Source organism: Thermodesulfovibrio aggregans, from assembly GCF_001514535.1.
GTDB classification, from domain to species: domain Bacteria; phylum Nitrospirota; class Thermodesulfovibrionia; order Thermodesulfovibrionales; family Thermodesulfovibrionaceae; genus Thermodesulfovibrio; species Thermodesulfovibrio aggregans.
This window is the reverse complement of record NZ_BCNO01000001.1, coordinates 985,303-1,009,274: the sequence shown is the minus strand read 5'-3', so window position 1 is coordinate 1,009,274 and position 23,972 is coordinate 985,303. Positions and strand designations below refer to the sequence as shown.

Below are 23,972 nucleotides of genomic sequence, written 5' to 3'. Positions count from 1 at the left end.
TTATGTATCTGGGAATTATCTTACTTTGAAAACCTGTCTCTCTTAGTCTGGGCATGTTAATCTGAAGTTTTCCATCTTTCAGGATTATGTATCTCTTCCAGTATCCATTCCTACGGTAAACTCTCTCTGGGGTTCTTTCATATTTTTGAGCCCCTGTAAGTGCTGTTATCTCCTCTTGTAATGCTAATTCAATAAACTTTTTCTTCATTAACTTCATTTTTTGTTCAAATTCTTCCCAGAAGGATTCATTAAAATTACTGTTGAATTCTTTCCATAAATCTGGTAATCTTAAATTAGTTAAAGGTTTTTCTTTCATGGGTGTATTCCTCCTTTCTTTGTTTGATTTTTGGTTAAATTAATGGAGGATACACCCTCTTTTATTGCTCTGTCAATTTTACACATAAAAAATTTTACACTACCTCAATGGAAACACTAAAACCTAAATTAACAGAAGACACTTTAGGCACAATCTTTAATAGCATCGAACACAATTTATCCATAATGGACAGGGATCTAAATATTCTCTGGATTAACAAAGCTTATGCTGAAAGACTTGGTATGAATCAAGAGGATATTATAGGCAAAAAATGCTATAAACTCTGGCACAAAAGAAATGCTCCCTGCGAAGGATGTCCCTGTGTAAAAGCTTTGCAAACAGGCAATGTTGAAATTTCTGATAGAGAATCTGATGAAGGAAGATACTTCATTTTAACAGGAGTTCCTCTTAAAGAGAATGGAGAAATCAAAGCTGTATTTGAAATAGGCAGAGAAGTAACGGAAAAGAAAATAGTTGATGAAAAATTTATTGAAACTATAAAACTTGAAGGAATATATACAGTTCTTGATAATCTTGTTCATCACTTTAATAACATATTTAATGGCATTTATGGATTCGCCCAGTTATTAAAAGAACGGGTTAAAGATGATTCCTCTTTGAGTTTTGTTGAAAAATTAATGACCTCTGTTGAAAGAGGCTCTAAGTTTCTTCAGGCTTTGCTTGCTCTGGGGAAAAGTCCTTCTATGGTAAAAGTTTTTGACCTGAGCTTTCTCATTATTTCAACAAAGGAAGTGCTTAAAAACATAGCAGGTGAAAAAATAAAACTTGAACTTTCTCTATCCAAAGAAAATCCTTTGATTAAAGGAGATCCTCTGCAAATTAGAGAAGTTCTTTTAGAACTTGTCCAGAATGCAAAGAATGCTATATCTGATGATGGAATTATAAAGATTTCAACTGAAAAAATTAAAACTGATTCTCATGAAAAGGTTACACTTACAATTTCTGATACAGGACATGGTATGAATGAAGAGACACTGCAGAGATGTTTTGAACCTTTATTTACACAGGATCCGAGAAAATTTGGTTTAGGGCTGCCAATAGTAAAAAATATAATTCAAAAACATAATGGAACGATTGAAATAAAAAGCTCTCCAAATGCTGGAACAACCGTAAAAATACTCTTCCCCTCTGCTACTTTACAACAAGAACAGGGCATTTAGAGTATTCAACAACCTTTGCAGAGACACTTCCAATAAGAAATTTTTTTGTTCCATGTTTTCCATGAGAGCCTGTAACAATAAGGTCAACTTTCATTTTATGAGCAGTCTCAAGTATTTTTTCTGCGGGATCTCCTTCTCTTATAAGAAATTTAATCTCAATTGGTTTTCCTGAGAGAGACTTTCTTATTCTTTCCATGTTTTCTTCTGTTTCCCTTTTAAGCACTTCTGTAATTCGCTGTCTATCAGCATCAGAAAGCTCTGTTAAATATAGCTCTGGAACAACAGCCAAAACAGTAAGAGATGAATTCATACTTAGTGCAATCTCCAATGCCTTTCTTAATGCTTTGTCTGATGCCTTTGAACCATCATGAGCTACTAAAATTCTCTGCATATTGTTCCTCCTTTATATCTTGATGTCTTTTAATAGAGGCTTGTTTTCCTTAAACCATTCTACTGTTATTTTTATTCCCTCTTCTATTGAAACTTTCGGAGACCATCCTATGTATTGTTTTGCCTCAGAAATATCTGCCCATGTTGCATAAATATCCGCTGGATGTCTCGGCTGCCACTGTATTTTTGCTTTTTTTTGAAGAAGTTCCTCTATCAAATTTATTACATAAATAAGTTCCACAGGTCTGTCATTTCCGAGATTCATAACTTTGTATCCTTCCAGATTAAGGCATCGTACAGTTGCCTCTGCTATATCTTCGACAAATGTAAAATCTCTCCTCTGTTTTCCATCTCCATATACAATTATTGGCTCTCCAGAGTCTATTTTCTTAATAAATCTAAAAATGCTCATGTCAGGTCTTCCAAAAGGTCCATATACTGTGAAATATCTTGGAATCACTGTATTTATACCGTAAAGATAATGATAGCTGTAGCAGAAAAGCTCTGCAGACTTTTTTGATGCAGGATATGGTGCAAGAGGTTTATCAGTAGAGTCAGATACTTTGAAAGGCATTTTATCTGTATCTCCATAAACACTTGAGGTGGATGCAAGGACAAAATTTTTTACTCCGTACTCCTTCACACATTCAAGAAGATTGATTGTGCCCTTTACATTTGTATCAAGATATCCAATAGGATTTTCTACTGAAGCTCTTACACCAGCCCGAGCCGCGAGATTAATAACTCCTTCTATTTTATGGGTTTTAAAAATATTTTTTAAATTATCAAAATCCTCAATGTCTGCCTTATAGAATATAAAATTTTGAAATTTTTTGAGGTCATTAAGTCTTAACTCTTTCATTCTGGGGTCATAGTAGTCATTTACATTATCAATACCTATAACTGTTAAACCTTTGTTTAGAAGTAATCTGCATGTAGCCCATCCAATAAATCCTGCACTTCCTGTTACAAGAATTTTTTGCATAGTTTTCTATTTTAACATAAATAATTATTTTCTTTGTTTGATTTTTATCTCAATTGGAGAAAATTTGAAATTAAAAGTTTCTCTGAGCAGTTTCTCAATAAATTTGATGTGATTCTGTTTTACTGCTGATTTATCATTAACAAAAACAACAAATGTTGGTGGTTTCACATCAACCTGAGTTATGTAGTAAAATTTTAACTCTTTTCCACCTGAGGAAAGCACTACGTCTTTTAATTTCTGATTGAAAAGTTTATTCAATTCAGACGTTGATACTCTTTTAGAATAATCTTCTAAAATTTGATCCACAAGTGGAAAAACTTTGGTAAGCCTTGTTTTATCTATGCCAGACACAGTTAAATATGGAGCATAATCTACAAACCAGAGTTTTCTTTTTATCTCATCAGCAAAAAATTTGGCTTTTTTATCTTTTTCATTTTGAGGAATCAAATCCCATTTGTTAATTAATATTATCAGTCCTTTTTTCTGTTCAGCTACTATGCCTGCAATTTTTTGGTCCTGATTAACGATACCTTCAATAGCATCTATAACAAGGACGGCTACATCAGCTCTTTCAATACTTCTTAATGCTTTAAAGTATGCAAGTTTTTCCACATAAACATGTTCAGATAGTTCTTCTTTATAATAAGAAAGCCTTCTTATACCTGCTGTATCTATCAATACATACTTTTTTCCATAATATGTGCAAACAGCATCAATAGCATCTCTTGTGGTTCCTGGAACCGAACTTACAATCATTCTTTTTTTCCCAAGCAAAGCATTTATAATCGTTGATTTCCCCACATTAGGTCTACCAACAATAGCTATTTTAGGTAATTCTTCTTCTGATGTTGTTGATTTTGTTGGAGGAATTCTCTCTAAAATCTTTTCAATAAGCTCTTCAAAACCATAACCTGTAATTGCTGAAAGAGGAATAAGCTCCGGTGATATACTGTAAAAATCATAAATTCTACTTAAATGAGATGGACTGTCTATTTTGTTTACAACCCATAAAACATCTTTCCCAGTGGTTCTCAACTTTCTTGCTGTTTCTAAATCATGAGGAATAAGCCCTTCTTTACCGTCAAGGAGATGAATTATTAAGTCTGCCTCTGAGATTGCCATCTGTATCTGTTCAAGCATCTGCTTGTGAATGGAGTCTTCTGAGTCTTGTTCAGAGAAAAAACCTCCTGTGTCAACTACTGTAAATTCTTTGTTATCCCATTTTGCCAATCCATAGTTTATATCTCTTGTTACTCCAGGAAGTCTATCGGTAATTGCTTTTATTTTATCATCAGCCCTGACCATTCTATTAAAAAGTGTTGATTTACCTGCATTTGGACGACCAACAATAACTACTGTAAACATTTTAATCTCCTTTAGTTTTCTGCAAACTCTTTTGGAAGAGGTATATTGAGAGATTTTATCTTTTTATAGAGATTGCTTCTTTCTATTCCTAATATCTCTGCTGTTTTTGTCATGTTCCAATTATTCTCTTTCAGTTTTTTGAGAATAAAATCTCTTTCAAAGGCATCTCTTGCCTGTTTCAATGAAGTATAAGAAAAATATTTCTCTTCCTTAACCTTACTATCTTTTATTATTCCAGTATTTTCAATATCTGAAACTTCTATAACATCCTTTGTCACCATTATCATGAGTCTTTCTACAGCATTCCTTAACTCTCTAACATTTCCGGGCCAATCATAACTCTGAAGAATTTTTATCACCTGAGGGTCCAATGTCTTTTTTTTCCATCCCTTCTCTCTACTAAATTCATCTATAAAGTAGTTAATTAACTCTGGTATATCCTCTTTCCTTTCTCTTAATGGAGGAAGATAAATTGGAACAACATTGAGTCTCCAGTAAAGGTCTTCTCGGAAATTACCTTTTCTGATTTCTTCTGTTAGATCCTTGTTTGTTGCTGAGATAATTCTAACATTGACTGTAATATCCCGGGTTCCACCAACTCTCTGAAATTTCTGAGTTTCAATCACCCTTAAAAGTTTTGCCTGTGTAAGTAAAGACATATCTCCAATCTCATCAAGAAAAAGAGTTCCTTCATTGGCAAGCTCAAATTTACCGATTTTTTTATCTATTGCACCGGTAAAAGCTCCTTTTTCATGTCCAAAAAGCTCACTTTCTATAAGCTCCTGAGGAATTGCTGCACAGTTGACTTCAACAAAAGGAGCTCTGGCTCTTGAACTCAGTAAATGAATCATTCTTGCTACGAGTTCTTTACCTGTCCCAGATTCACCAAGTATTAAAACTCGCGAATCTCCTTTAGCAATTGTCTCAATTTGAGATTTTATCTTTTTCATTACCTCTGAACTTCCTATAAGTTCATACTTTCTCATTACAGCACTGCGAAGCTTTATATTTTCCCTTTCAAGACGTTTAAACTCTAATGCCCTCTCTGCAGTCAGTATAATTCTTTCAATTGACAGAGGCTTTTCAATAAAATCAAAAGCTCCAAGTTTTACAGCCTGAACTGCCAACTCAATATTTCCATGACCTGAAATCATAATAACTGGAATTTGAAAGTCTTTTTCTTTTATCTTTTTTATGGCTTCAATTCCGTTCATTTTAGGAAGCCATACATCAAGAAAAATTAAATCTATCTCTTCCTTTTCAAGAATATCTATAGCAGTCTCTGCATCTACTGCTGTAAGAGTTTTATATCCTTCATCTTCTAAAATTCCAGAGACAGTATCAAGAATTCCTACTTCATCATCCACAATTAAAACTTTACCTTTCAAGCAGGCACCTCTATTTTAAAAATTGTTCCATGAGGTTTATTATCCATAACATATATATTTCCACCATGCTCATTAACTATTTTCCTTGCAATTGCTAAACCAAGACCTGTCCCTTCTTTGTCTCTTGAAAAATATGGCAAAAACAGCTTTTCTTTTATTTCATCATCTACACCAGGACCTGTATCAGCCACTTCTATCTCAAGGTTATTATTTAGTTTAACAGATATTGTTATTTCACCTTTAGCATTCATAGCTTTTATTGCATTGTCAATTATATTTATCAAAACTCTCTTAAACTCTTGAGGATCAAGCAAAACAGGTCTTATCTGGCCACTTACTACGAGATTGATATTTACATTTTTATATCCTCTGTAGAGTTCTATAGTATCTTCTATTAAGTTTATCGGATTTACAGATTCTTTTTTAATCTCAGGTAACTTACCAAACTTTTGAAAAGCATCAATTAAATTTTTAAGAGACTCCACTTCAGAAATAATTGTTTGAGTTGACTTTTCAAATACTTTATCAAAATCTTCATCCTTATTTTTCCACTTTTTAATTAATCTTTCAGTAGCGAGTTTAATTGGAGTAAGAGGATTTTTTATCTCATGGGCAAGCCTTCTTGCAACTTCTTCCCATGCCACTGCCTGCTGTGCCTTAACAATATCTGTGATATCATCAAATACCACAAGAATTCCTGAAGCTTCGCTTTCTTCTGATTCTCTTAATGAAATAAACCTTGATCTAATTATTTTACTTTTGCCTTTTATTTTAATGTTTAAATCTCTTGAAATTTCATAAATTCGCTCTCCGGCAAGCTTTTTTATAAAATCCCTTAACTCATCAGATTCAATAAATTCAAGAATTTCTGTATAATGTTTGCCTTCTATTTTATCTTTTGGAATCTGAAGTATCTCTTCACCTGCTTTATTTATCTTTGAAATTTTACCACCCTCTCCAATAAAAATAATTCCTGAGGTAATATTGGAAAACATTCGTTCCAGTAAAATATTTCTTTCTGACAGATCAATATAGGCTTTATCAAGCTTTTCTATCATTTCATTGAAGGAGTTAACAAGCACTCCTATTTCATCTGAGCTTTTGGTGAGAATTTTTACCTTAAGGTCGCCTTTTGAAACCCTTTCAGTTGCCTCTACAAGTTCTTTTATAGGATTTGTTATTTCCTGTGAAATTTTTAAAGATGCCCATAAGGCTAAAAAAACTATTATAAGGCTCAGAAATCCAAGAAACATAAAATAGTTGGATTTCACAGCTTTTCTCATAGAGCCCATCTGTAGATACTCTTCATGATACAATTTTACTTCTTCAACTCTTCTCGTTATTTCGGAAGGAATTTTCATTTTTAGAATCAAAACACCTTTTTTATCAGGCAATGCAGCAATGATTATATCTCCTTCCGAGGTAGAAATAACCTGAGATGATTTCTTCCCTTGAAAAGCATCTTTCACAGCCTCTGCCATTTCAGTCTGAGGAGTATTAAGTCTTTCAACAGAAATACCTCTTGGAATATTTTTTATTTTTCCATCTTTTATATCTTCAGCAAGTTCCATCAATTTTTTCTTTTCAAATTCGTAAAAAGCTTTAATCGTATCAACTGCTGTTGAGACGACCTTTCTGTTTGATTTTGAAAAAATTCTCTCTATAGAACTTTCTAAAACTCCACTAAAAGCAACAAACAAAAGGGCTGATGGAATGAGAACCAAACCTACGAATATTGTTACTATCTTTATTCTGAATCGATAACCAGGAACTTCTCTATGCTTTTCAAGATAAAGCTTGAAAACACTTCTTACAACAAAAAATGCAAGCGTTAAAATAGAAATTATGTTTATTACAAAAAGTGAAACAATTATGAATCTAGTTGGAATCTGCTCAGGAGGTAGTCTTAAAAGATATATCTCAAAACCAAGAACTAAAAACAGTAAACCTGTTAAAAAAATCGGGAAAAAATATTTCTTCATTGTCTTTTTCATGGTAATCTAAAGTGCTCTGATTCCTTTGTTATCTTTTTTTCATATGTTGGTATAAAGAACAAAATGTGTTCCAGAACTGAAGGGAGCCTTTTTATATTTGATTCAACAGTAATTTTTATATAGTATTTACCTCTCTCAACTCTATTTATGTTCACAAGCTTTACAGGCTCTATATTTAAAGCCCAGTCCAGAGCTTCCTGATAGTTTTTAAATCTCTTTTCCGTTAAAACATCACTTTGCACAGTTTTTACAATAAATTCATCTTTTATTGGATCAGAGATCAAAACTCTCTGTATTTGAATCCCCACTATGAACTCATCTGGAATAATTGACCACTTTCTGTAAAGTTCTATCATTATTAAAATATTCTTACTTAATCCATTTTTAAAATCCTCAACAAATTCCTGAGAGGGAATAATGCGAGCCTTAACTATTAAGGATGAACTGTTTTTTTGGATTTCCATATTAATATCTTCAATTGCATGTGCATTAAGTACTGACAAAAATAAAAATGTAACAATAATCAGTATGTTTAATATAGATTTTATCATAAGTTTTATTATATTATTTTTGCTTTACTTTTTCTTAGTTTTTGTGATAAAAACAGTTAAAACACTTTTGGAGGTGAAAAATGAAAAAATTTTTAATGATTGCAGGAGCAACATTTATTTTTTTGAGCGGATGTGCCACAAAAGAATATGTAAAAGAGCAAACTAACCCAATTTATCAGAAACTTGAAAGAATTGAAAAACAACTTGAAAACATGAACAAAGAGATTTCATCTATTAAAACAGATATCAAAGCTGTTGATTCAAAAGTAGATTCTGTCCAGTGGACTGCAAAGGAAGCATTGAAAAAATCAGAAGAAGCTTTAAAAGAATCTCAAGCTGCAGTGATGCAAGCTCAAGATGCTGCAAGAAAAGCTCAAGCTGCAGCAGAAACATCTAAAAAAGTTTTTGAATTACAACAGAAGAAATAGATTTGACATTTTAAGCTGATAAATATTAAATTTTTTGATTATGAACAAGCGAACTCTTCATTCGCTGTGGATAGGAATTGTCGCTGGTTGTTTCGGTGGACTTGTTGGGCTTGGCGGTGGTGTGGTGATGATTCCACTTATGGTAGCTGTACTTAAAATAACCCAACATAAAGCTCACGGGACAAGCCTATTTGCTCTTGTATTTACAGGTATCACAGGAGCAGTCACTTATGGAATGAAAGGTTCAGTTGATGTTGTTGCCTCTTTAATTCTTGCTGTAACAGCAATATTTACTGCAAGAATGGGAGCAAAATTTGCACACAGCCTTCCTGAATGGAAACTAAAAAGAGCCTTTGGAGCTTTTTTAATTTTTGCAGCTATAGTTTTAATAGTAAAACCCTATCTTTCAGAGTTATATCACTTTGAAATTCAAGGTATTGCAAAAATTATTACACTTCTTATAGTCGGAATCTTTGCAGGTTTTCTTGCTGGAATGATGGGCATAGGTGGAGGAACTGTTATGGTTCCTGCCCTTGTTATAATATTGAACTATGGCCAGCACATAGCTCAGGGAACATCTCTTTTGTGTATGGTTCCTGCTGGTGCAGTTGGTGCATATACCCACTTAAAACTTGGTAATGTTTTAAAAGAACTTCTTCCAGGATTGATTGTTGGAATCATTGTAGGTACATATATTGGTTCCAATATTGCCCATGCTCTTACTGACGCTTATCTAAGAGTCATATTTGCTTTGATTATAATCTGGACAGGAATAAAATTCTTAAAAACACCCAAACCTGCTGTTAAATGAAAAAAATATTAATCTTAATAGTTTTACTCTTTTCAGTTAATGCCAAAGCACAGGATGAAGTTAATAAGATCGTCTTAAAGTACGGTAAGCATCAGGATTTTTATAGATTTGTATTAATTTGCGAAAAACCTGCAATTACATATTCAATAAATGTAAATTTACTTAGTAATGGAAAAATAAAGCTAACATTTACCTCTCCATTTGAAATTGAATTTGAAGGAAGGATTATATCTCAAGATGACAAAATAAGGGATTTGAAAATTTATAAAAACGAAAACAGCTTGATTATAGGAACTTCTAATATAACCAAAATAAAAGTGTCAAGACTTGAATCTCCATCGAGACTTGTGATAGATGCTTTCTTTGAAGAGCTTGCACAACAGGAAGAAAAAATTAAATCAGCATCCATATTAATTGATCCAGGACATGGTGGGCAGGATTTGGGAATACATGTAAAAGAAAACAGTGAAAAAAATTTAGTTTTATATATTTCTAAGGAAATTGCATCAAGGCTTGCTCAGAAAGGTATAAAGGTTGCTTTAACAAGAGCAAGTGATGAGGAACTATCACTTAAGAAAAGATTAAAAATTCAAAATACTCTCAATCCCTCTTTGTTTCTTAGTCTTCATCTATCAAGTGGTGATTTCTTTTTTATATATACGTCTAAAATCAAAAAAAATACACCAAAAGATGATCCATCAAAAATATTCCTGAAAGAAGACAACTTAGTAAAAATTTTTATAAAAAAAATAAAAGAAAATTTTTCAGAACCTGTTTATAGTGAAAAACTGCCTGGTACTCTTCTCATAGAAACTTCTTCACCTGCCTTATTGATTGAAATTCCTAAAAGGAGTTTATTTTCCGACAAAAAATATTTAGACAAAATTATAGATACATTTGTGAATGGAATTATGGAACATTTTAAAGTAAAAACAGAGAAAACTAACTATGAGTAAAAAACTTATCATCTTTTTAGCTTTAGCATTAATTGGAACAACAGTGGCAATAGTTTATTTCACTCTATTTAGATATGGTGAAAAAACTATTGAAAAATCTAAAATAGAGCAACCAACGGTAAACTTGAAAATATATTTACCCTCTTCAAATTCTCTACTAACCAAGGAAATATATCTGCAGAAAGAAAGCTCTGAAATAAAAAACATTGAAAAAACTCTTGAAAACTTTTTGTCAGAATTACCATCACCTCTAAAAGAAACGAAAATCCTCGGAATATATAGGGATAAGGAAGATATTGTTTACATAGATTTATCAAAAAATTTTGCCATACCTCAAACCCTGCAGGAAGAATACTTTTTACTTAAATCTTTTTACAAGACATTGAAAGAAAACTTTTCCTGGATAAAAGATATTAAAATATTAGTAGAAGGTAAAGAAATTGAAAGCATATCAGGTCATATCTCAATTACATCATCTTTAAAAGAAGCAGTGGAGGAAAATTAATGCAAGAAAAACCAATAGGAATTTTTGATTCTGGAATCGGAGGATTAACAGTTTTAAAAGAAATTGCAAAGTTGCTCCCAAATGAGAATTTGATATATCTTGGAGATACAGCAAGAGTGCCCTATGGAATCCGTTCTGCTGAAACTGTTATTAAATATTCTCTTGAATGTGCTTTCTTTCTCTTTAGAAAAGAAATCAAAATGCTCGTTGTTGCCTGTAATACATCTTCTTCTTTGAGTCTTGAAATTCTGAAAAAAAAACTGCCCATACCCGTCATTGGCGTTATTGAACCTGGTGTAAAAGCAGCATTAAAAGTTACAAAGAATGGAAAAATTGGCATAATCGGAACAGAAGCTACTATTCAGAGTGAAGCCTATCCTAAAAAAATTAAATCAATCAATCCAGATATAGAAGTTGTCTCAAAAGCATGTCCACTATTTGTTCCCCTTGTTGAAGAGGGAATATTAGAAGGAAAAATTGCGGAACTGGTAGTTGAAAGATATCTAAAAGAATTAAAAAACAGCGGGATTGATACATTGGTACTCGGTTGTACCCATTATCCCTTATTAAAAAAAACTATTCAACAATATATGGGAGGAATTAAGCTTGTTGATTCTGCTCAAGAAATAGCTCAAGAAGTAAAAGATTTACTTTTTCTGCAAAAACTTATAAATAAAAATTCAAAGGTTGGGGCAAAAACTTTTTATGTAACAGATTCACCTGAGAGATTTAAAAAAATCGGTGAAATATTTTTAAATTATGAAATTAAAAACATTTTTAACGTATCTCTTGAGGAGGAAAAATAAATGAGACCTGATGGACGAAAAAATGACGAACTGAGAAGTTTAAAAATTGAAAAAAACTTTATAAAAAACGCTGATGGTTCTGTTTTGATTGAACTTGGTAACACAAGAGTAATATGTACGGCATCAATAGATAATAAAGTTCCACCTTTTCTAAAGGACCAGAAAAAAGGATGGATTACAGCAGAATATGGAATGCTTCCAAGATCAACACCAGTTAGAATGTTGAGGGAGTCTACAGCAGGAAGAGTTGGAGGAAGGACTCACGAAATTCAACGACTTATTGGGAGATCTCTGAGAGCAGTGGTTGATCTTGAAAAACTTGGAGAAAGAACAATATGGATTGACTGCGATGTAATTGAAGCTGATGGAGGAACCAGAACAGCATCAATAACTGGCGGTTATTTAGCTTTAAGAGATGCAATTAAAAAGGCAATGAATGCTGGAATGATTACTGAAAATCCAATTAAAGATAGCATTGCTGCTATAAGCGTAGGTATAGTAGCCGGTGAGCCTCGTCTTGATCTTTGCTATCAGGAAGACTCGCAGGCTGAGGTTGATATGAATATAGTTATGACAGGTGGAGGGAAGTTTGTAGAAATTCAAGGAACAGCAGAATTAACACCTTTTTCTAAAGAGAATCTACTTCATCTCATATCTCTGGCAGAAAAAGGTATAAGGGAGATAATAAGGGTTGTAAACAGTATTGAGTGAGTATGTATCATGTATTGATACTGCATTTTGATGATACATACTTTTATCAGAGCAACTTAAGGAAAAACTCTTTTGCAGAAATTGACCTGCGATTCCTTAGAGAAACTAAATTTATGTGTTCAGAACATCAACTAAAATTTATAGAAAAAAGAATTCCTCCTGTTCAATCCCTGATAAGCTTTATAGGCAAGGGAGAATATCATTATATATCTTTTCTTTTTCTTAAAAGAATTAAAGAGCCATTTGCCCTTGTAATCATTGACAATCATCTTGATATGAAAGCTTCTGATGGAAACTTTATAAGATGTGATTCGTGGGCTTATAGAGCAGGTTTTATAAAAAATCTCAAACAAATTTTTTATATAAACTCTTCAAATATTGAAACAAATCCTTCTTTTATGCTTCCCGTATATCTAAGTATAGACAAAGATGTGATAGATAGGAAGTATTTAAAAACAAGATGGACACAGGGGAAAATATCACCGGAACAACTTTTTAATTTTATTTCAAAGATTAATTCAAATACCAGAATAATTGGAGTAGATATATGCGGAGAACCTGAACTTGATATGGAAGAATTAAGAAAAAGCGAGACTATTAATCTGTCAATTATTAGAATTTTAAAGTCAGTTGGAATAAAAAAATCTGCATAATTAATTTACTAAAACTGATTTAATCATATATAATACTCAAAATGAAGGTTGCTATTGCTTCTGATCACGCAGGGTTTGAACTAAAACAAATTATATCCCAGATGTTAAAAAATAAGGGATATGAAGTTATTGATATGGGGACAGAGTCCTCATGTTCTGTTGATTATCCTGACTATGCAGAGGCAGTCTCAAAAGCTGTATCTGATGGCTCTGTTGAAAGAGGAATTTTGATTTGCGGCACCGGTATAGGAATGTCAATCGTTGCAAATAAATTTAAAAATGTAAGAGCAGCTCTCTGTAATGATCTTTTTACAGCAAAGATGTCAAGACTTCACAATGATGCTAATATTCTATGCATTGGTGGAAGAGTAGTAGGAAAAGATCTTGCTATTGAGATAGTAAATATCTGGTTCAACACATCTTTTGAAGGTGGAAGACATTTAAGAAGACTTGAAAAAATAAATCTAATAGAAAGGAAGGTTAATGATAAATGAAAACAAAAGCATTAAAAGAAGTTGATCCTGAGATTTATTCATTGATACTTCAAGAGAAAAAAAGAGAGAGCAACAAAATCCTTATGATTGCCTCAGAAAACTATGCAAGCAAAGCAGTTATGGAAGCTCAAGGTTCGCTTTTTACAAATAAATATGCTGAAGGATACCCTGGTAGAAGATACTATGGAGGCTGTGAATATGCTGATGAAGTTGAAAGACTTGCTCAAGAAAGGTGTAAGCAACTTTTTAATGTTGACCATGTAAATGTTCAACCTCACTCAGGCTCGCAGGCAAACATGGCAGTCTATTTTGCTGTATTAAATCCTGGCGATACAATAATGGGAATGAGCCTTCCTCATGGAGGGCATCTTTCTCATGGCTCTCCTGTAAACTTTACAGGTAAGTTTTATAAAACAGTATTTTACGGTGTGAACAAAGATACCGGATACATTGACATGGATGAAGTTCGCAGGCTTGCTCATGAATACAAACCAAAAATAATTATCACAGGTGCAAGTGCTTATCCAAGAACCATTGATTTCAAGCTTTTTGCTGAAATAGCAAAAGAAGTCGGTGCTTACTTAATGGCAGACATTGCCCATATCGCTGGATTGATTGCTGCTGGAATTCACCCCTCTCCTGTTCCTTATGCTGATTTTATCACAACAACAACTCATAAAACTCTCAGAGGCCCGAGAGGCGGAGTTATAATGTGTAAAGCAGAATATGCAAAAGCTATTGATAAATCTGTATTTCCAGGAATTCAAGGTGGACCTCTTGTTCATGTAATTGCTGCCAAAGCTGTTGCTTTCAAAGAAGCACTGACAGAGGAATTTAAAGAGTATCAAAAGAAAGTTGTAAAAAATGCAAAAACTCTTGCTGAATCACTAAAAAGAAGAGGTTTTAAATTAGTCTCTGATGGAACAGACAATCATCTCATGCTTGTTGACCTTACCAATTTTAACATTACTGGTAAAGAAGCTGAAGAAGCTCTTGATAAAGCAGGAATAACGGTAAATAAAAATACAATTCCCTTTGATACAAAACCTCCTACAATCACCTCTGGTATAAGAATAGGAACTCCGTGCGTGACAACAAGAGGAATGGGAGAACAGGAAATGGAAGAAATTGCTGAAATTATTGAAAAAGTTATAAAGAATATATCTAATGAATCAGTTATAAAAGATATGCGAAAAAAGGTTCAATCTCTTTGTAAGAGATTCCCTGTTTATTGATTTCTCAACTCTCTAAAAAATCTCTGTAAAATTTCACGGCATTCTTTCTCAAGAATGCCGTGTTTTATCTCAACCTGATGATTAAGTCTTGGATCTTGAAGAATTCTATAAAGACTTAGAGCTCCACCACCTTTTGAATCATTGCAACCATATACAACTCTTTTTATTCTTGCATTAATTATTGCGCCACAACACATCACACAGGGCTCTTTTGTTATATAAAGAGTCGCATCTGTAAGTCTCCATGCACCAAGAGCATTTGCCGCCTGCCTAATTGCAACTATTTCTGCATGTGCAGTAGGATCATTGGTTGTTTCTTTTATATTGTAAGCTCTTGCAATAATTTCTCCATCAACAACTATAACAGCACCAACAGGGACTTCCCCCAATTCATATGCCTTTTGAGCTTCCTCTAATGCTTCTTTCATGAAATATTCGTCAGAAGCCAGCTGGTCCACTCATTAATTCCCTGCCCTGTCTTACAGGATATCTCAAATATTTTGATTTTAGGATTTAAAAATTGAGCGTCCTTTTTAATCTTTTCAATGTTTACATCAAGTAAATCTTTGAGATCAATTTTATTTATAAGCAAAACAGAGGATTCCTGAAACATGAGAGGATACTTAAGTGGTTTGTCATCACCTTCAGTAATGCTCAAAATCATTACTTTCATATCTTCTCCAACCTTAAACTCTGCAGGACATACAAGATTACCAACATTCTCAATAAAAAGAACATCTAAATCTTTAAGTGGTAGTTCTCGGGCTGCTTCAGCTATCATGTTTGCATCAAGATGGCATGCTCCTTCAGTATTAATTTGAACAACAGGAACACCAAGTCTTTCTATTCTCTCTGCATCATTAGTGCCAGTAATATCACCCTCAATAACTCCAACTTTAACTTTATCCTTTATTGCTGAAATAGTTTTCTCAAGTAAAGAAGTTTTTCCTGCGCCTGGAGAACTCATAAGGTTTATTACATAAACTCCTGCATCTTTAAACATTCTTTTGTTTTCTTCTGCAATTCTGTCATTTGCATCTAGAATTTTTGTTGTTAACTTTACTTTCATCAGCTAACCTCCATTTCAGTTATGTTAAGTTCTTTACCTGAAAGCAAATTTACTGAAAAACTTCCACAATTGGGGCATTCAAAAATAATATAATTTTCATTACTTTCAAACTCTTTTCCGCAGTCCTTACAAACTCCTCTAACTGGAAGTTCCTCAATTATCAACTTTGCATTTTTAGCAATGGTGTCTTTTTTTAAAACATTAAAGGCAAAAAGCAGAGCATCAGTCATTACACCTGTTGCTCTGCCTACTACAACTTTTATTGAATCTATACTTTTGTATCCATTTTTGTGACATTCATTTACTGCGATATTGAGCAATTCATAAGCAATTGATGCTTCGTGCATCAGCTTTCTTGCTCCTTCTCTTTAGAGACCTCCTTTTCGTAAGCTTCTTTTCCTGCTTCTACAGCTTTTGTTATGGCAGTCTTTTTCTCTTCAAGAGTTTCTTTAGCTTTATCAAGGGTAGCAGATATCTTTTCTTTTGCCTCTTTTAAATAAGTTTCAGCCTTTTCTTTTACATCCTCTGCTGTTTCTTTAATTTTTGCTCTTGTTTCTCTACCCGACTGAGGAGCTAAAAGTAAAGCCAGTCCAGCTCCTACAATACCACCAAGTAAAAAGGATAAAAATACTGACTTTGCAGAAAAACCTCTTTCCTCATCCATCTTTATTTACCTCCTTTCTTTAAATTTTCTAAAAAAACATTTGTTGCTACACTTAATGCTGTCTTCAAGGCACTGCTTTTTAATGATACAGAGTTTCTTATTCTATAAACTGAGCTTATAATTTCAGAGACAATTAAGGTTAATTTTTCAACTGTTTCAGATAGTTCTTTAACTTTACGTGTTACTTCGTTTACATCATCAACTGATGCTCTAACACCTTGAATAACCCTTTCTGTTTCAAAAATAGTAGGTTCTAATTTTGATTTTGTTGTATTAATGAATTCTTTGAATGCGTTAATGCCTCTTCTTAGTTCAACTGCAACAACAATTAGAAAAATAAGAGCAGCTATAAGACTTACAGTGGCAAGGAAATATCCAATACTGAGCAAAACTATTAAAGTATCAGTCATTTTTTCCTCCTCTTTTTAAAAAGGATACCATTTTAAACAACATTAAGGCAAATATTTAATCTGTTTTCTGGCATGAAGAATTCTCTGAATTACTGTGATCCAACTCAAAGTTGTAAGAACTATTAGTACAGGATAAATTAAGTTTGTTAAACAACCAAAGGCAAGAAAAATAAGCCTTTCAGGTCTTTCTATTATCCCCACATTACAGGATACTCCTATACCTTCAGCCCTTGCTCTCACATAAGAGATTAAATAGGAAGCAATCATACATAAAATAGTAATAAGCAAAGCAACCTCATGATTAAATCTGAAAAAATACCATGCAATTCCCAGAAAAATGAATCCATCGGCAATTCTGTCAAGAGTGGAATCAAGAAGAGCACCAAATCTTGTTACTCTTCCATTAACCCTTGCAACTATTCCATCAATTAGATCAAAGGCTCCTCCTGCAAGAATAAAAATTCCACCAAGAAAGAGATTAAATGGAATTACAAATCCTGATGATGAGGTGATAAGCATTCCTATGAAAGTAATAATGTTTGGATTAATTGGTAAGGCTCTTGCTAAAGGGGCTAATGGTCTATCTAAAAAATGACTAAATTTCTCACTGAGCAAGTTATCTTTCCCTCTTTCCTTCTATAAACTCCTCCACCATAGTTCTTGCTACTTCATCGGGATACTGAATTCTTGGATGCTTCATAAAATAAGCAGATGCTGATATGAGCAATCCTCCAATCTTTCTGTCAAGCGCTAACTTACAGCATCTTATAGCATCAATTACAACACCAGCACTATTTGGAGAATCCTCTACGGAGAGTCTGAGTTCAAGGTTTATCGGCACATTTCCAAAAATCTCACCTTCAATTCTTAAAAAACATATTTTGTTGTCATTTAACCAAGGAATATAATCAGAAGGCCCAATATGAACATGTTCAGATGTAATTTCATGGGAGATTTGACTTGTTACAGCCTCTGTTTTTGAAATCTTTTTTGATGTAAGTCTATCACGATTAAGCATATTAAGAAAGTCAGTATTGCCGCCCACATTAAGCTGATAAGTATTCGTTATTTTTACTCCTCTGTCCATACAAAGTTTTGTAAGAACTCTATGAACAATTGTGGCACCTATCTGACTTTTAATATCATCTCCTATTATTGGCAAATTTTTGCTTTCAAATTTTTTAATCCATTCATCATCAGAGGCGATAAAAACAGGAACACAATTTATGAAAGCCACTCCTGCATCTAAAGCAGCCTGTGCATAAAAGCGTGTCGCCTGTTCTGAACCAACAGGTAAATAACTGATCATTATCTCAGCACCAGATTCTTTAAGAACCTGAACGACATCTTCAGGCTCTGCATTGGCTGGAATAAATCTTTTGTCTGGAGGGTAATTTTTCATGTGTTCAGCCACACCATCAAGCACTGGTCCCATAGACACTTTTACAGGATAGTCTGGTAAATCTGGATAAAATATTTTGGTACAATTTGGCTTGGCAAAAACAGCTTCTTTGAGAGGCTTATTCACTTTCCTTTCATCTATATCAAAGGCTGCTACAATCTCTATGTCTCCTGGAACATAGCCCCCCAGATTGAAATGCATAAGTCCTGGAACCTGTTGTGTAGTATTGTATTTTTTATAATACTCAATTCCCTGAATAAGAGCACTTGCACAGTTTCCGACTCCTACAATAGCAATCTTTATTTTATCCATTCCATGCTCCTCATTTTATTATCTTAAAAATGTCAATAACAAATTTTTATAAACTAACAAATGCCTTTATGTCAAGCTCAACGCTATTGATTTAATTTACCATAGGATTTTACAATATTTTTTAAACATGAACAATCATGAATTATTAATACATAATTTCTTAAATTACTTGAAACTCCAGAGAGGAGATTCTGTACATACCATAAGAGCTTACAAAAAGGATCTGGAAGAGTTTTTTAATTTCGCCTGCGTACATCCTGCAGAGGTTGAACCTACCACGATTAGAGGTTTTATTTCAGAACAGATACTAAAAGGTAAATCAAAAACAACTGTAGCTAGAAAGCTTTCCACGCTGAGATCTTTTTTTTCTTATCTTTACTCAGAGGGAGTTATAAAAGTTAATCCTGCAAGAGTAATCACCTCAGTTAAAACAAAAAGAATTCTTCCAAAATTTCTTACTATTGATGATGCTTTCAAGCTTATTGATACAGTAAAGGAGGACAAGTTCACAGAGCAAAGAGACAAAGCAATTCTTGAACTTTTCTATAGTAGTGGAATAAGAGTAAGTGAGCTCTGTGGTTTAAATATAGATGACATAGATTTAAAAGAAGGACTAATAAAAGTAAGAGGAAAAGGTAAAAAAGAGAGAATTGTTCCGATAGGGCAAAAAGCAAAGGAAGCATTGAAAAAGTATATGGCAGTAAGGCATATTCGCTTCATTAAAAAAAATTTTGTAGCAGAAGAATCTCCACTTTTCATAAATAACCGCGGTAAAAGAATTTCTGACAGACAGGTACGAAGAATTGTTGAAAAATACGCAAAAGCCATCGGAATTATTGAAAAAATTGGACCACATACATTAAGACACAGTTTTGCAACTCATCTTTTGATGGAAGGTGCTGATTTAAGAGTAATTCAGGAACTTCTCGGACACGCATCTCTTTCAACAACTCAGATTTATACTCATGTTGATATAAAACATTTAATGGATGTGTACGATAAAGCTCATCCACTTTCAAAGGAGGAGGAAAAATAGATGGAACTACATGGAACCACCGTATTATGCGTAAAGAGGGGCGATTCTGTGGTTATGGCATCTGACGGACAGGTTACAATGGGGAATACTGTATTAAAACATAATGCCAAAAAAATAAGAAAACTTTACAATGGTAAAGTTCTTACAGGCTTTGCAGGCTCTACTGCAGATGCTTTTACACTTTTTGAGAGATTTGAAGGAAAGCTTGAAAGTTACAAGGGGAATCTTTTAAGAGCTGCTGTTGAACTTGCAAAGGACTGGAGAACAGACAAAATCTTAAGAAGGCTTGAGGCATTACTTATTGTTGCTGACAGAGAGCATATTTTAATTATTTCCGGAAATGGTGATGTGATTGAACCAGAGGATCCTGTTGCAGCAATTGGTTCTGGAGGTCCCTATGCCTTTGCTGCAGCAAAGGCACTCTACGAAAATACTGAGCTAACAGCAATGGAAATTGCCTCAAAAGCAATGGAAATTGCCTCAAAAATCTGTATTTACACAAATAACCAAATCATTCTGGAGGAGTTAAGCTAATGGAAAATCTTACGCCAAAAAAAATAGTTGAAGAGCTTGATAAATTTATCATTGGTCAGGAGCAGGCAAAAAAAGCAGTTGCCATAGCACTAAGAAACAGGTTTCGGAGACAGATGCTTCCAAAGGAGTTAAGAGATGAAATTTTACCGAAGAATATATTGATGATAGGTCCAACAGGTGTTGGAAAAACAGAGATTGCAAGAAGACTTGCACGACTTGTAAATGCTCCATTTGTAAAGGTAGAAGCATCAAAATTTACAGAAGTAGGATATGTTGGAAGAGATGTTGAGTCAATAATAAGAGACCTTACAGAAGTTGCCATGAATATGGTTAAACAGGAACATACTCAAAGAGTTCAGGAAAAGGCGAAACAGATGGCAGAGGAAAGAATTCTTGATATACTTTTACCTCAACCAAGATATTCAAGGGAGATGAATGAAGCAGCAGAAGAGAAAACAAGATACAAAGAAACAAGGGAAAAACTCAGAAATCAGCTAAGACAGGGATTTCTCAATGATCGTTACATTGAGATTGATTTGAAAGAGAAAATCGTGCCTTTTGGAATTATATCAAATGTAGCCATGGAAGAAATTGAGATAAATCTAAAAGAAATGCTTGGTAGTTTTCTGCCAGAGCGTGTAAAGAGAAAAAAAGTAAAAATCTCAGAAGCATTCCAGATATTTATTCAGGAAGAGGCAAATAAACTTATTGACATGGAAAAGGTTACAAAAGAAGCAATTGAGAGAGTTGAACAAACTGGAATTGTTTTTATTGATGAGATTGATAAAATTGCATCTCGTGGAAGCACCTATGGTCCTGATGTATCTCGTGAAGGAGTTCAGAGAGATCTTCTTCCAATTGTAGAGGGATGTACAGTGACAACCAAATATGGACCTGTAAGAACTGATCATATTCTTTTTATAGCTGCTGGTGCTTTTCATGTATCAAAACCCTCTGACCTTATTCCGGAATTACAGGGAAGATTTCCAATAAGAGTTGAACTCAGTTCTCTTGGCAAGGAAGAATTTGTAAGAATTCTTACAGAACCAGACAATGCTCTTATCAAGCAATACATTGCTCTTTTAGGAACAGAAGATGTTCAGCTTGAGTTTACAAAGGACGGAATTGAAGAGATTGCAGAGATAGCTCAACAGGTAAACGAAAAAACTGAAAACATCGGAGCAAGAAGACTACATACTGTAATGGAAAAGCTTCTTGAAGACATATCTTTTAATGCCTCTGAACTAAAAGGGCAGAAAATCGTGATTGATGCAAAATTTGTAAGAGAAAAACTCAGTGAAATAATCAAAAGTGAAGACCTCAGTAGATATATTCTATAGATTGAAGCTTATAGGTTTAAAGTTAAAAATAATAGCGATAGTGGTTATACTGTGTTCATGCGCTCCTAAAAAATCTCCTGAATTAGAGTATATCCCACAGGGAGCACGGAAAGGAGTTGCCTCATGGTATGGAGCAGAGTTTCATGGTAAACCAACAGCTTCAGGAGAGATATACAACATGTATGACTACACATGTGCACATAGAGAGTATCCATTTGGAACAAAATTGAGAGTTGTAAATCTTCAAAACGGGAAAGATGTAGTGTGTACAGTAAACGACAGGGGTCCATTCATACCCGGAAGAGACCTTGATTTATCATATGCATCAGCTAAAAAAATTGATCTTATAGGACCTGGCACAGCAGAAGTTTTAATGGAACCTGTAGGAAGAGATATGAGTTATGTAAGATATGTAAAGTATACACCTATCGGTGGTCCTTTAACCATACAGGTAGGAGCTTTCCGTGAAATAGAAAATGCCTTGCGACTAAAGCAAGCTCTGAGCTTTAAATATCAGAATGTATATATAAACAAAGCAAGTGTAAAAGGACAAATTTTCTACAGAGTAAGAGTAGGAAAGTTTTCAAACTATGATGATGCATTCAATTTAGCAAAACAGATGGGTCAGGAAGGATATAAAGTAATAATTACTGGTTTTGTAGGAGGTAAAGATGAAATTTGAAGATGTAATAAAGTTTCATGGTCATAGCTGTCCTGGACTTGCAATGGGTTATGTAGTAGCTAAAGCTGCATTGGAAGAACTTGGCATCAAAGACCGAAGTCAAGATGAAGAAATAGTATGCATTGTAGAAAATGACTCCTGCGCAGTTGATGCAATTCAGGTCATGGTGGGATGCACATTTGGTAAAGGAAATTTGATATTCAGGGATTATGGAAAACAGGTTTATACATTCTTTAACAGAAAAACTGGCAGGGCAGTAAGAATTTCGGTTGACTTTGAATCCAAGGAAACAGAAGAGGAAAAAAAACTCTGGCAGAGATTTATGGAGGGGGATAGATCACCGGAAGTTTTAGAGTTCGTAAAAAAAAGAAAGGCAGAAAAAATAAACAAGATACTTAATGCTAAAAAAGAGGAAATTCTCAAAATAACCTATCCTCAGATTAAAACTCCAAAAGAAGCTAGAGTTTTCAAAAGCTTAAGATGTGAAATATGTGGAGAAAAGGTTGCTGAAGTAAGAGCAAGAATTCTTGATGGAAAAATCCTTTGCATTCCATGTTTTGAGGAATCTCTATGAATGAGATAGAGATAGAGCTCACAGGTATTGCCCATCTCGGTGAAGCCATTGGCAAACATGATGGTAAGGTAATATTTGTTCCCTACGGAATACCAGGAGAAACAGTAAAAGTCAGGATAATTAAAGATGAAGGAGACTATTTAAGAGGAGAGATAGTTGATATAGTTAAACCCTCGTTTTTCAGGGAAAATCCACCCTGCAAAATCTTTGGAATATGTGGTGGCTGTAGTTTCCAGCATGTTGCATATAGCTATCAGGTTAAGTTAAAAGAAATCGTTGTGATGGAACAGCTTAAAAGAATAGGAGGATTTGAAAATCCTGAAGACTTTACAAATCTTACCATAAAAGCTGAAAATCCCTATAATTACCGTAACAGAGCTGATTTTTCAATAAATAGACAGAGACTTCTTGGGTTTAGAATGCGGGGCAGTCACAGATTTATCCATGTTGAGTACTGCCATATAATGCATCATAAAATAAATGAACTTCTCAATATCTTACAGGGAAAAACACCGAAGAGAAAGACTCACAATGTTACCATACGATATGGAGTAAACACAGGAAAATGGCTAATCCAACCGGAGATGGAAGTTGAAGAGATTGAAACAGGTCAGAAGTTTTATACGGAAAAGATTCTTGAACGCGAATTTTTGATCTCAGCACCCTCATTCTTTCAGGTTAACACCTATCAGGCAGAAAAACTTATTAAAGCAGTTTTAAATTACATAACAGAGGAAGACAGAGTAGTTATAGATGCCTATGCAGGTGTTGGAACATTTACAGTGTACATAGCAGAAAAAGTAAACAGGGTAATTGCCATTGAAGAGTCTCGCTCTTCATACAAAGATGCTCAGATAAACATTAAAGGCTTTGATAACATATCTTACCTCTGTGAGAAGACTGAGGAAGCTCTACATAAACATAGTATTGATGCAGATGCTATAGTACTTGATCCACCAAGGATTGGATGTACAAAAGAAGTCATAGAAGCTATTGCAGAAAAAAGAATAAGTAAGGTTATCTATGTTTCCTGTGAACCTTCAACGCTTGCAAGAGATTTGAAAATTTTTAGAGAAAAGGGATATAAATTAATAGAAGTTCAACCGGTAGATATGTTTCCGCAGACCTATCACATTGAAAATATAGCTTTAATGAAAATTGAATAAGGGAGGAATCAGCT

At 33.8% G+C, this 23,972-nt stretch carries 30 protein-coding genes; 16 read left to right on the top strand and 14 right to left on the bottom strand.

Features of this window, described 5'->3' with window-relative positions:
* The coding region (locus TAGGR_RS05105) for a transposase (RefSeq protein WP_173636696.1) at positions 1-316 on the bottom strand (316 nt) is incomplete at its 3' end.
* Positions 317-423: 107 nt separating this feature from the next.
* Here TAGGR_RS05105 and TAGGR_RS05100 point away from each other — a divergent pair.
* Positions 424-1,497, top strand: a complete 1,074-nt coding sequence (locus TAGGR_RS05100; RefSeq protein ID WP_082673559.1) for a two-component system sensor histidine kinase NtrB — start codon at positions 424-426, stop codon at positions 1,495-1,497.
* Here TAGGR_RS05100 and TAGGR_RS05095 read toward each other — a convergent pair.
* Genes TAGGR_RS05095 through TAGGR_RS05070 form a run of 6 tightly spaced genes read right to left on the bottom strand, consistent with a single transcriptional unit; the run spans position 1,469 to position 8,170 of the window.
* On the bottom strand, positions 1,469-1,888 hold the full coding sequence (locus TAGGR_RS05095) for a universal stress protein (protein WP_059176262.1): 420 nt from the start codon (positions 1,886-1,888) through the stop codon (positions 1,469-1,471). The two genes, TAGGR_RS05100 and TAGGR_RS05095, sit on opposite strands and share 29 nt — an antisense overlap.
* 12 nt (positions 1,889-1,900) lie before the next feature.
* Positions 1,901-2,872, bottom strand: a complete 972-nt coding sequence (locus TAGGR_RS05090; protein WP_059176261.1) for an SDR family NAD(P)-dependent oxidoreductase — start codon at positions 2,870-2,872, stop codon at positions 1,901-1,903.
* A gap of 24 nt (positions 2,873-2,896) precedes the next feature.
* Positions 2,897-4,237, bottom strand: a complete 1,341-nt coding sequence (der, locus tag TAGGR_RS05085; RefSeq protein ID WP_059176260.1) for a ribosome biogenesis GTPase Der — start codon at positions 4,235-4,237, stop codon at positions 2,897-2,899.
* Positions 4,238-4,248: 11 nt separating this feature from the next.
* Positions 4,249-5,625 (bottom strand): sigma-54-dependent transcriptional regulator, encoded by a 1,377-nt coding sequence (locus TAGGR_RS05080; protein WP_059176259.1) that lies wholly within the window; start codon positions 5,623-5,625, stop codon positions 4,249-4,251.
* The gene (locus TAGGR_RS05075; protein ID WP_059176258.1) at positions 5,622-7,619 is read right to left on the bottom strand and encodes a sensor histidine kinase; all 1,998 of its coding nucleotides are present in this window, start codon (positions 7,617-7,619) and stop codon (positions 5,622-5,624) included. The genes TAGGR_RS05080 and TAGGR_RS05075 overlap by 4 nt, the downstream gene beginning before the upstream one ends.
* Complete coding sequence (locus TAGGR_RS05070) at positions 7,616-8,170, bottom strand: DUF4390 domain-containing protein (protein WP_059176257.1); 555 nt, start codon at positions 8,168-8,170, stop codon at positions 7,616-7,618. Before TAGGR_RS05070 ends, TAGGR_RS05075 begins: the two co-directional genes overlap by 4 nt.
* Before the next feature lie 80 nt (positions 8,171-8,250).
* On the opposite strand from TAGGR_RS05070, the gene TAGGR_RS05065 reads away from it, so the two are divergent.
* The 9 genes from TAGGR_RS05065 to glyA are packed head-to-tail and all read left to right on the top strand — an operon-like array spanning position 8,251 to position 14,769.
* Entirely contained in the window at positions 8,251-8,598 is a 348-nt protein-coding gene (locus TAGGR_RS05065; protein ID WP_059176256.1) for an alanine-zipper protein, read from the top strand.
* Positions 8,599-8,638: 40 nt separating this feature from the next.
* Entirely contained in the window at positions 8,639-9,409 is a 771-nt protein-coding gene (locus tag TAGGR_RS05060; RefSeq protein WP_059176255.1) for a sulfite exporter TauE/SafE family protein, read from the top strand.
* Positions 9,406-10,365, top strand: a complete 960-nt coding sequence (locus TAGGR_RS05055; protein ID WP_059176254.1) for an N-acetylmuramoyl-L-alanine amidase family protein — start codon at positions 9,406-9,408, stop codon at positions 10,363-10,365. The genes TAGGR_RS05060 and TAGGR_RS05055 overlap by 4 nt, the downstream gene beginning before the upstream one ends.
* Positions 10,358-10,870: a GerMN domain-containing protein gene (locus TAGGR_RS05050; RefSeq protein WP_059176253.1), complete on the top strand. Its 513-nt coding sequence runs from the start codon at positions 10,358-10,360 to the stop codon at positions 10,868-10,870. Before TAGGR_RS05055 ends, TAGGR_RS05050 begins: the two co-directional genes overlap by 8 nt.
* Complete coding sequence (gene racE, locus TAGGR_RS05045) at positions 10,870-11,676, top strand: glutamate racemase (protein WP_059176252.1); 807 nt, start codon at positions 10,870-10,872, stop codon at positions 11,674-11,676. Before TAGGR_RS05050 ends, racE begins: the two co-directional genes overlap by 1 nt.
* Positions 11,677-12,387 carry a ribonuclease PH gene (gene rph / locus TAGGR_RS05040; RefSeq protein ID WP_059176251.1) on the top strand — a complete coding sequence of 237 codons (711 nt, stop codon included), beginning with the start codon at positions 11,677-11,679 and terminating at the stop codon, positions 12,385-12,387.
* A gap of 2 nt (positions 12,388-12,389) precedes the next feature.
* Positions 12,390-13,040 carry a hypothetical protein gene (locus tag TAGGR_RS05035; protein WP_059176250.1) on the top strand — a complete coding sequence of 217 codons (651 nt, stop codon included), beginning with the start codon at positions 12,390-12,392 and terminating at the stop codon, positions 13,038-13,040.
* A 41-nt stretch (positions 13,041-13,081) separates the two neighbouring features.
* A complete protein-coding gene (gene rpiB, locus TAGGR_RS05030; protein ID WP_059176249.1) occupies positions 13,082-13,534 on the top strand; it encodes a ribose 5-phosphate isomerase B in 453 nt (150 codons plus the stop codon).
* Positions 13,531-14,769, top strand: a complete 1,239-nt coding sequence (gene glyA / locus TAGGR_RS05025; RefSeq protein ID WP_059176248.1) for a serine hydroxymethyltransferase — start codon at positions 13,531-13,533, stop codon at positions 14,767-14,769. Before rpiB ends, glyA begins: the two co-directional genes overlap by 4 nt.
* Here the strand turns inward: glyA and tadA are convergent.
* The 7 genes from tadA to TAGGR_RS04990 are packed head-to-tail and all read right to left on the bottom strand — an operon-like array spanning position 14,763 to position 18,626.
* Positions 14,763-15,218: a tRNA adenosine(34) deaminase TadA gene (gene tadA / locus TAGGR_RS05020; RefSeq protein WP_173636698.1), complete on the bottom strand. Its 456-nt coding sequence runs from the start codon at positions 15,216-15,218 to the stop codon at positions 14,763-14,765. The genes glyA and tadA overlap by 7 nt on opposite strands.
* A complete protein-coding gene (hypB, locus tag TAGGR_RS05015; RefSeq protein ID WP_059176246.1) occupies positions 15,194-15,838 on the bottom strand; it encodes a hydrogenase nickel incorporation protein HypB in 645 nt (214 codons plus the stop codon). The genes tadA and hypB overlap by 25 nt, the downstream gene beginning before the upstream one ends.
* Positions 15,838-16,185, bottom strand: a complete 348-nt coding sequence (hypA, locus tag TAGGR_RS05010) for a hydrogenase maturation nickel metallochaperone HypA (protein WP_059176245.1) — start codon at positions 16,183-16,185, stop codon at positions 15,838-15,840. Before hypA ends, hypB begins: the two co-directional genes overlap by 1 nt.
* Complete coding sequence (locus TAGGR_RS05005) at positions 16,185-16,502, bottom strand: YtxH domain-containing protein (RefSeq protein ID WP_059176244.1); 318 nt, start codon at positions 16,500-16,502, stop codon at positions 16,185-16,187. Before TAGGR_RS05005 ends, hypA begins: the two co-directional genes overlap by 1 nt.
* 2 nt (positions 16,503-16,504) lie before the next feature.
* Positions 16,505-16,912: a DUF948 domain-containing protein gene (locus tag TAGGR_RS05000; RefSeq protein ID WP_059176243.1), complete on the bottom strand. Its 408-nt coding sequence runs from the start codon at positions 16,910-16,912 to the stop codon at positions 16,505-16,507.
* 42 nt (positions 16,913-16,954) lie between these two features.
* On the bottom strand, positions 16,955-17,527 hold the full coding sequence (locus TAGGR_RS04995) for a CDP-alcohol phosphatidyltransferase family protein (protein WP_059176242.1): 573 nt from the start codon (positions 17,525-17,527) through the stop codon (positions 16,955-16,957).
* Position 17,528: 1 nt separating this feature from the next.
* Positions 17,529-18,626, bottom strand: coding sequence for an inositol-3-phosphate synthase (locus TAGGR_RS04990; RefSeq protein WP_059176241.1), 1,098 nt, complete (start codon positions 18,624-18,626; stop codon positions 17,529-17,531).
* Positions 18,627-18,753: 127 nt separating this feature from the next.
* On the opposite strand from TAGGR_RS04990, the gene xerC reads away from it, so the two are divergent.
* Genes xerC through TAGGR_RS04960 form a run of 6 tightly spaced genes read left to right on the top strand, consistent with a single transcriptional unit; the run spans position 18,754 to position 23,958 of the window.
* Entirely contained in the window at positions 18,754-19,662 is a 909-nt protein-coding gene (xerC, locus tag TAGGR_RS04985; RefSeq protein ID WP_059176240.1) for a tyrosine recombinase XerC, read from the top strand.
* Positions 19,663-20,196 carry an ATP-dependent protease subunit HslV gene (hslV, locus tag TAGGR_RS04980; RefSeq protein WP_059176239.1) on the top strand — a complete coding sequence of 178 codons (534 nt, stop codon included), beginning with the start codon at positions 19,663-19,665 and terminating at the stop codon, positions 20,194-20,196.
* Positions 20,196-21,536 carry an ATP-dependent protease ATPase subunit HslU gene (hslU, locus tag TAGGR_RS04975; RefSeq protein WP_059176238.1) on the top strand — a complete coding sequence of 447 codons (1,341 nt, stop codon included), beginning with the start codon at positions 20,196-20,198 and terminating at the stop codon, positions 21,534-21,536. The genes hslV and hslU overlap by 1 nt, the downstream gene beginning before the upstream one ends.
* Before the next feature lies 1 nt (position 21,537).
* Positions 21,538-22,218 carry a septal ring lytic transglycosylase RlpA family protein gene (locus tag TAGGR_RS04970; RefSeq protein ID WP_161936179.1) on the top strand — a complete coding sequence of 227 codons (681 nt, stop codon included), beginning with the start codon at positions 21,538-21,540 and terminating at the stop codon, positions 22,216-22,218.
* On the top strand, positions 22,208-22,792 hold the full coding sequence (locus TAGGR_RS04965; protein ID WP_059176236.1) for an FmdE family protein: 585 nt from the start codon (positions 22,208-22,210) through the stop codon (positions 22,790-22,792). Before TAGGR_RS04970 ends, TAGGR_RS04965 begins: the two co-directional genes overlap by 11 nt.
* Positions 22,789-23,958: a class I SAM-dependent RNA methyltransferase gene (locus TAGGR_RS04960; RefSeq protein WP_059176235.1), complete on the top strand. Its 1,170-nt coding sequence runs from the start codon at positions 22,789-22,791 to the stop codon at positions 23,956-23,958. Before TAGGR_RS04965 ends, TAGGR_RS04960 begins: the two co-directional genes overlap by 4 nt.
* Positions 23,959-23,972: the final 14 nt, after the last annotated feature.

Bases quoted from the DNA above. Each gene is read 5' to 3' on its own strand.
- TAGGR_RS05065 (WP_059176256.1), top strand. From the start codon at position 8,251: ATGAAAAAATTTTTAATGATTGCAGGAGCAACATTTATTTTTTTGAGC.
- hslU (WP_059176238.1), top strand. From the start codon at position 20,196: ATGGAAAATCTTACGCCAAAAAAAATAGTTGAAGAGCTTGATAAATTT.
- rpiB (WP_059176249.1), top strand. From the start codon at position 13,082: ATGAAGGTTGCTATTGCTTCTGATCACGCAGGGTTTGAACTAAAACAA.
- TAGGR_RS05090 (WP_059176261.1), bottom strand. From the start codon at position 2,872: ATGCAAAAAATTCTTGTAACAGGAAGTGCAGGATTTATTGGATGGGCT.
- TAGGR_RS05070 (WP_059176257.1), bottom strand. From the start codon at position 8,170: ATGATAAAATCTATATTAAACATACTGATTATTGTTACATTTTTATTT.
- TAGGR_RS05055 (WP_059176254.1), top strand. From the start codon at position 9,406: ATGAAAAAAATATTAATCTTAATAGTTTTACTCTTTTCAGTTAATGCC.
- TAGGR_RS04965 (WP_059176236.1), top strand. From the start codon at position 22,208: ATGAAATTTGAAGATGTAATAAAGTTTCATGGTCATAGCTGTCCTGGA.
- TAGGR_RS04990 (WP_059176241.1), bottom strand. From the start codon at position 18,626: ATGGATAAAATAAAGATTGCTATTGTAGGAGTCGGAAACTGTGCAAGT.
- glyA (WP_059176248.1), top strand. From the start codon at position 13,531: ATGAAAACAAAAGCATTAAAAGAAGTTGATCCTGAGATTTATTCATTG.
- TAGGR_RS05075 (WP_059176258.1), bottom strand. From the start codon at position 7,619: ATGAAAAAGACAATGAAGAAATATTTTTTCCCGATTTTTTTAACAGGT.
- TAGGR_RS05060 (WP_059176255.1), top strand. From the start codon at position 8,639: ATGAACAAGCGAACTCTTCATTCGCTGTGGATAGGAATTGTCGCTGGT.
- TAGGR_RS05000 (WP_059176243.1), bottom strand. From the start codon at position 16,912: ATGACTGATACTTTAATAGTTTTGCTCAGTATTGGATATTTCCTTGCC.
- hypB (WP_059176246.1), bottom strand. From the start codon at position 15,838: ATGAAAGTAAAGTTAACAACAAAAATTCTAGATGCAAATGACAGAATT.
- TAGGR_RS05035 (WP_059176250.1), top strand. From the start codon at position 12,390: ATGTATCATGTATTGATACTGCATTTTGATGATACATACTTTTATCAG.
- TAGGR_RS04960 (WP_059176235.1), top strand. From the start codon at position 22,789: ATGAATGAGATAGAGATAGAGCTCACAGGTATTGCCCATCTCGGTGAA.
- TAGGR_RS05050 (WP_059176253.1), top strand. From the start codon at position 10,358: ATGAGTAAAAAACTTATCATCTTTTTAGCTTTAGCATTAATTGGAACA.
- TAGGR_RS05095 (WP_059176262.1), bottom strand. From the start codon at position 1,888: ATGCAGAGAATTTTAGTAGCTCATGATGGTTCAAAGGCATCAGACAAA.
- xerC (WP_059176240.1), top strand. From the start codon at position 18,754: ATGAACAATCATGAATTATTAATACATAATTTCTTAAATTACTTGAAA.
- racE (WP_059176252.1), top strand. From the start codon at position 10,870: ATGCAAGAAAAACCAATAGGAATTTTTGATTCTGGAATCGGAGGATTA.
- TAGGR_RS05100 (WP_082673559.1), top strand. From the start codon at position 424: ATGGAAACACTAAAACCTAAATTAACAGAAGACACTTTAGGCACAATC.
- TAGGR_RS05005 (WP_059176244.1), bottom strand. From the start codon at position 16,502: ATGGATGAGGAAAGAGGTTTTTCTGCAAAGTCAGTATTTTTATCCTTT.
- rph (WP_059176251.1), top strand. From the start codon at position 11,677: ATGAGACCTGATGGACGAAAAAATGACGAACTGAGAAGTTTAAAAATT.
- der (WP_059176260.1), bottom strand. From the start codon at position 4,237: ATGTTTACAGTAGTTATTGTTGGTCGTCCAAATGCAGGTAAATCAACA.
- hypA (WP_059176245.1), bottom strand. From the start codon at position 16,185: ATGCACGAAGCATCAATTGCTTATGAATTGCTCAATATCGCAGTAAAT.
- hslV (WP_059176239.1), top strand. From the start codon at position 19,663: ATGGAACTACATGGAACCACCGTATTATGCGTAAAGAGGGGCGATTCT.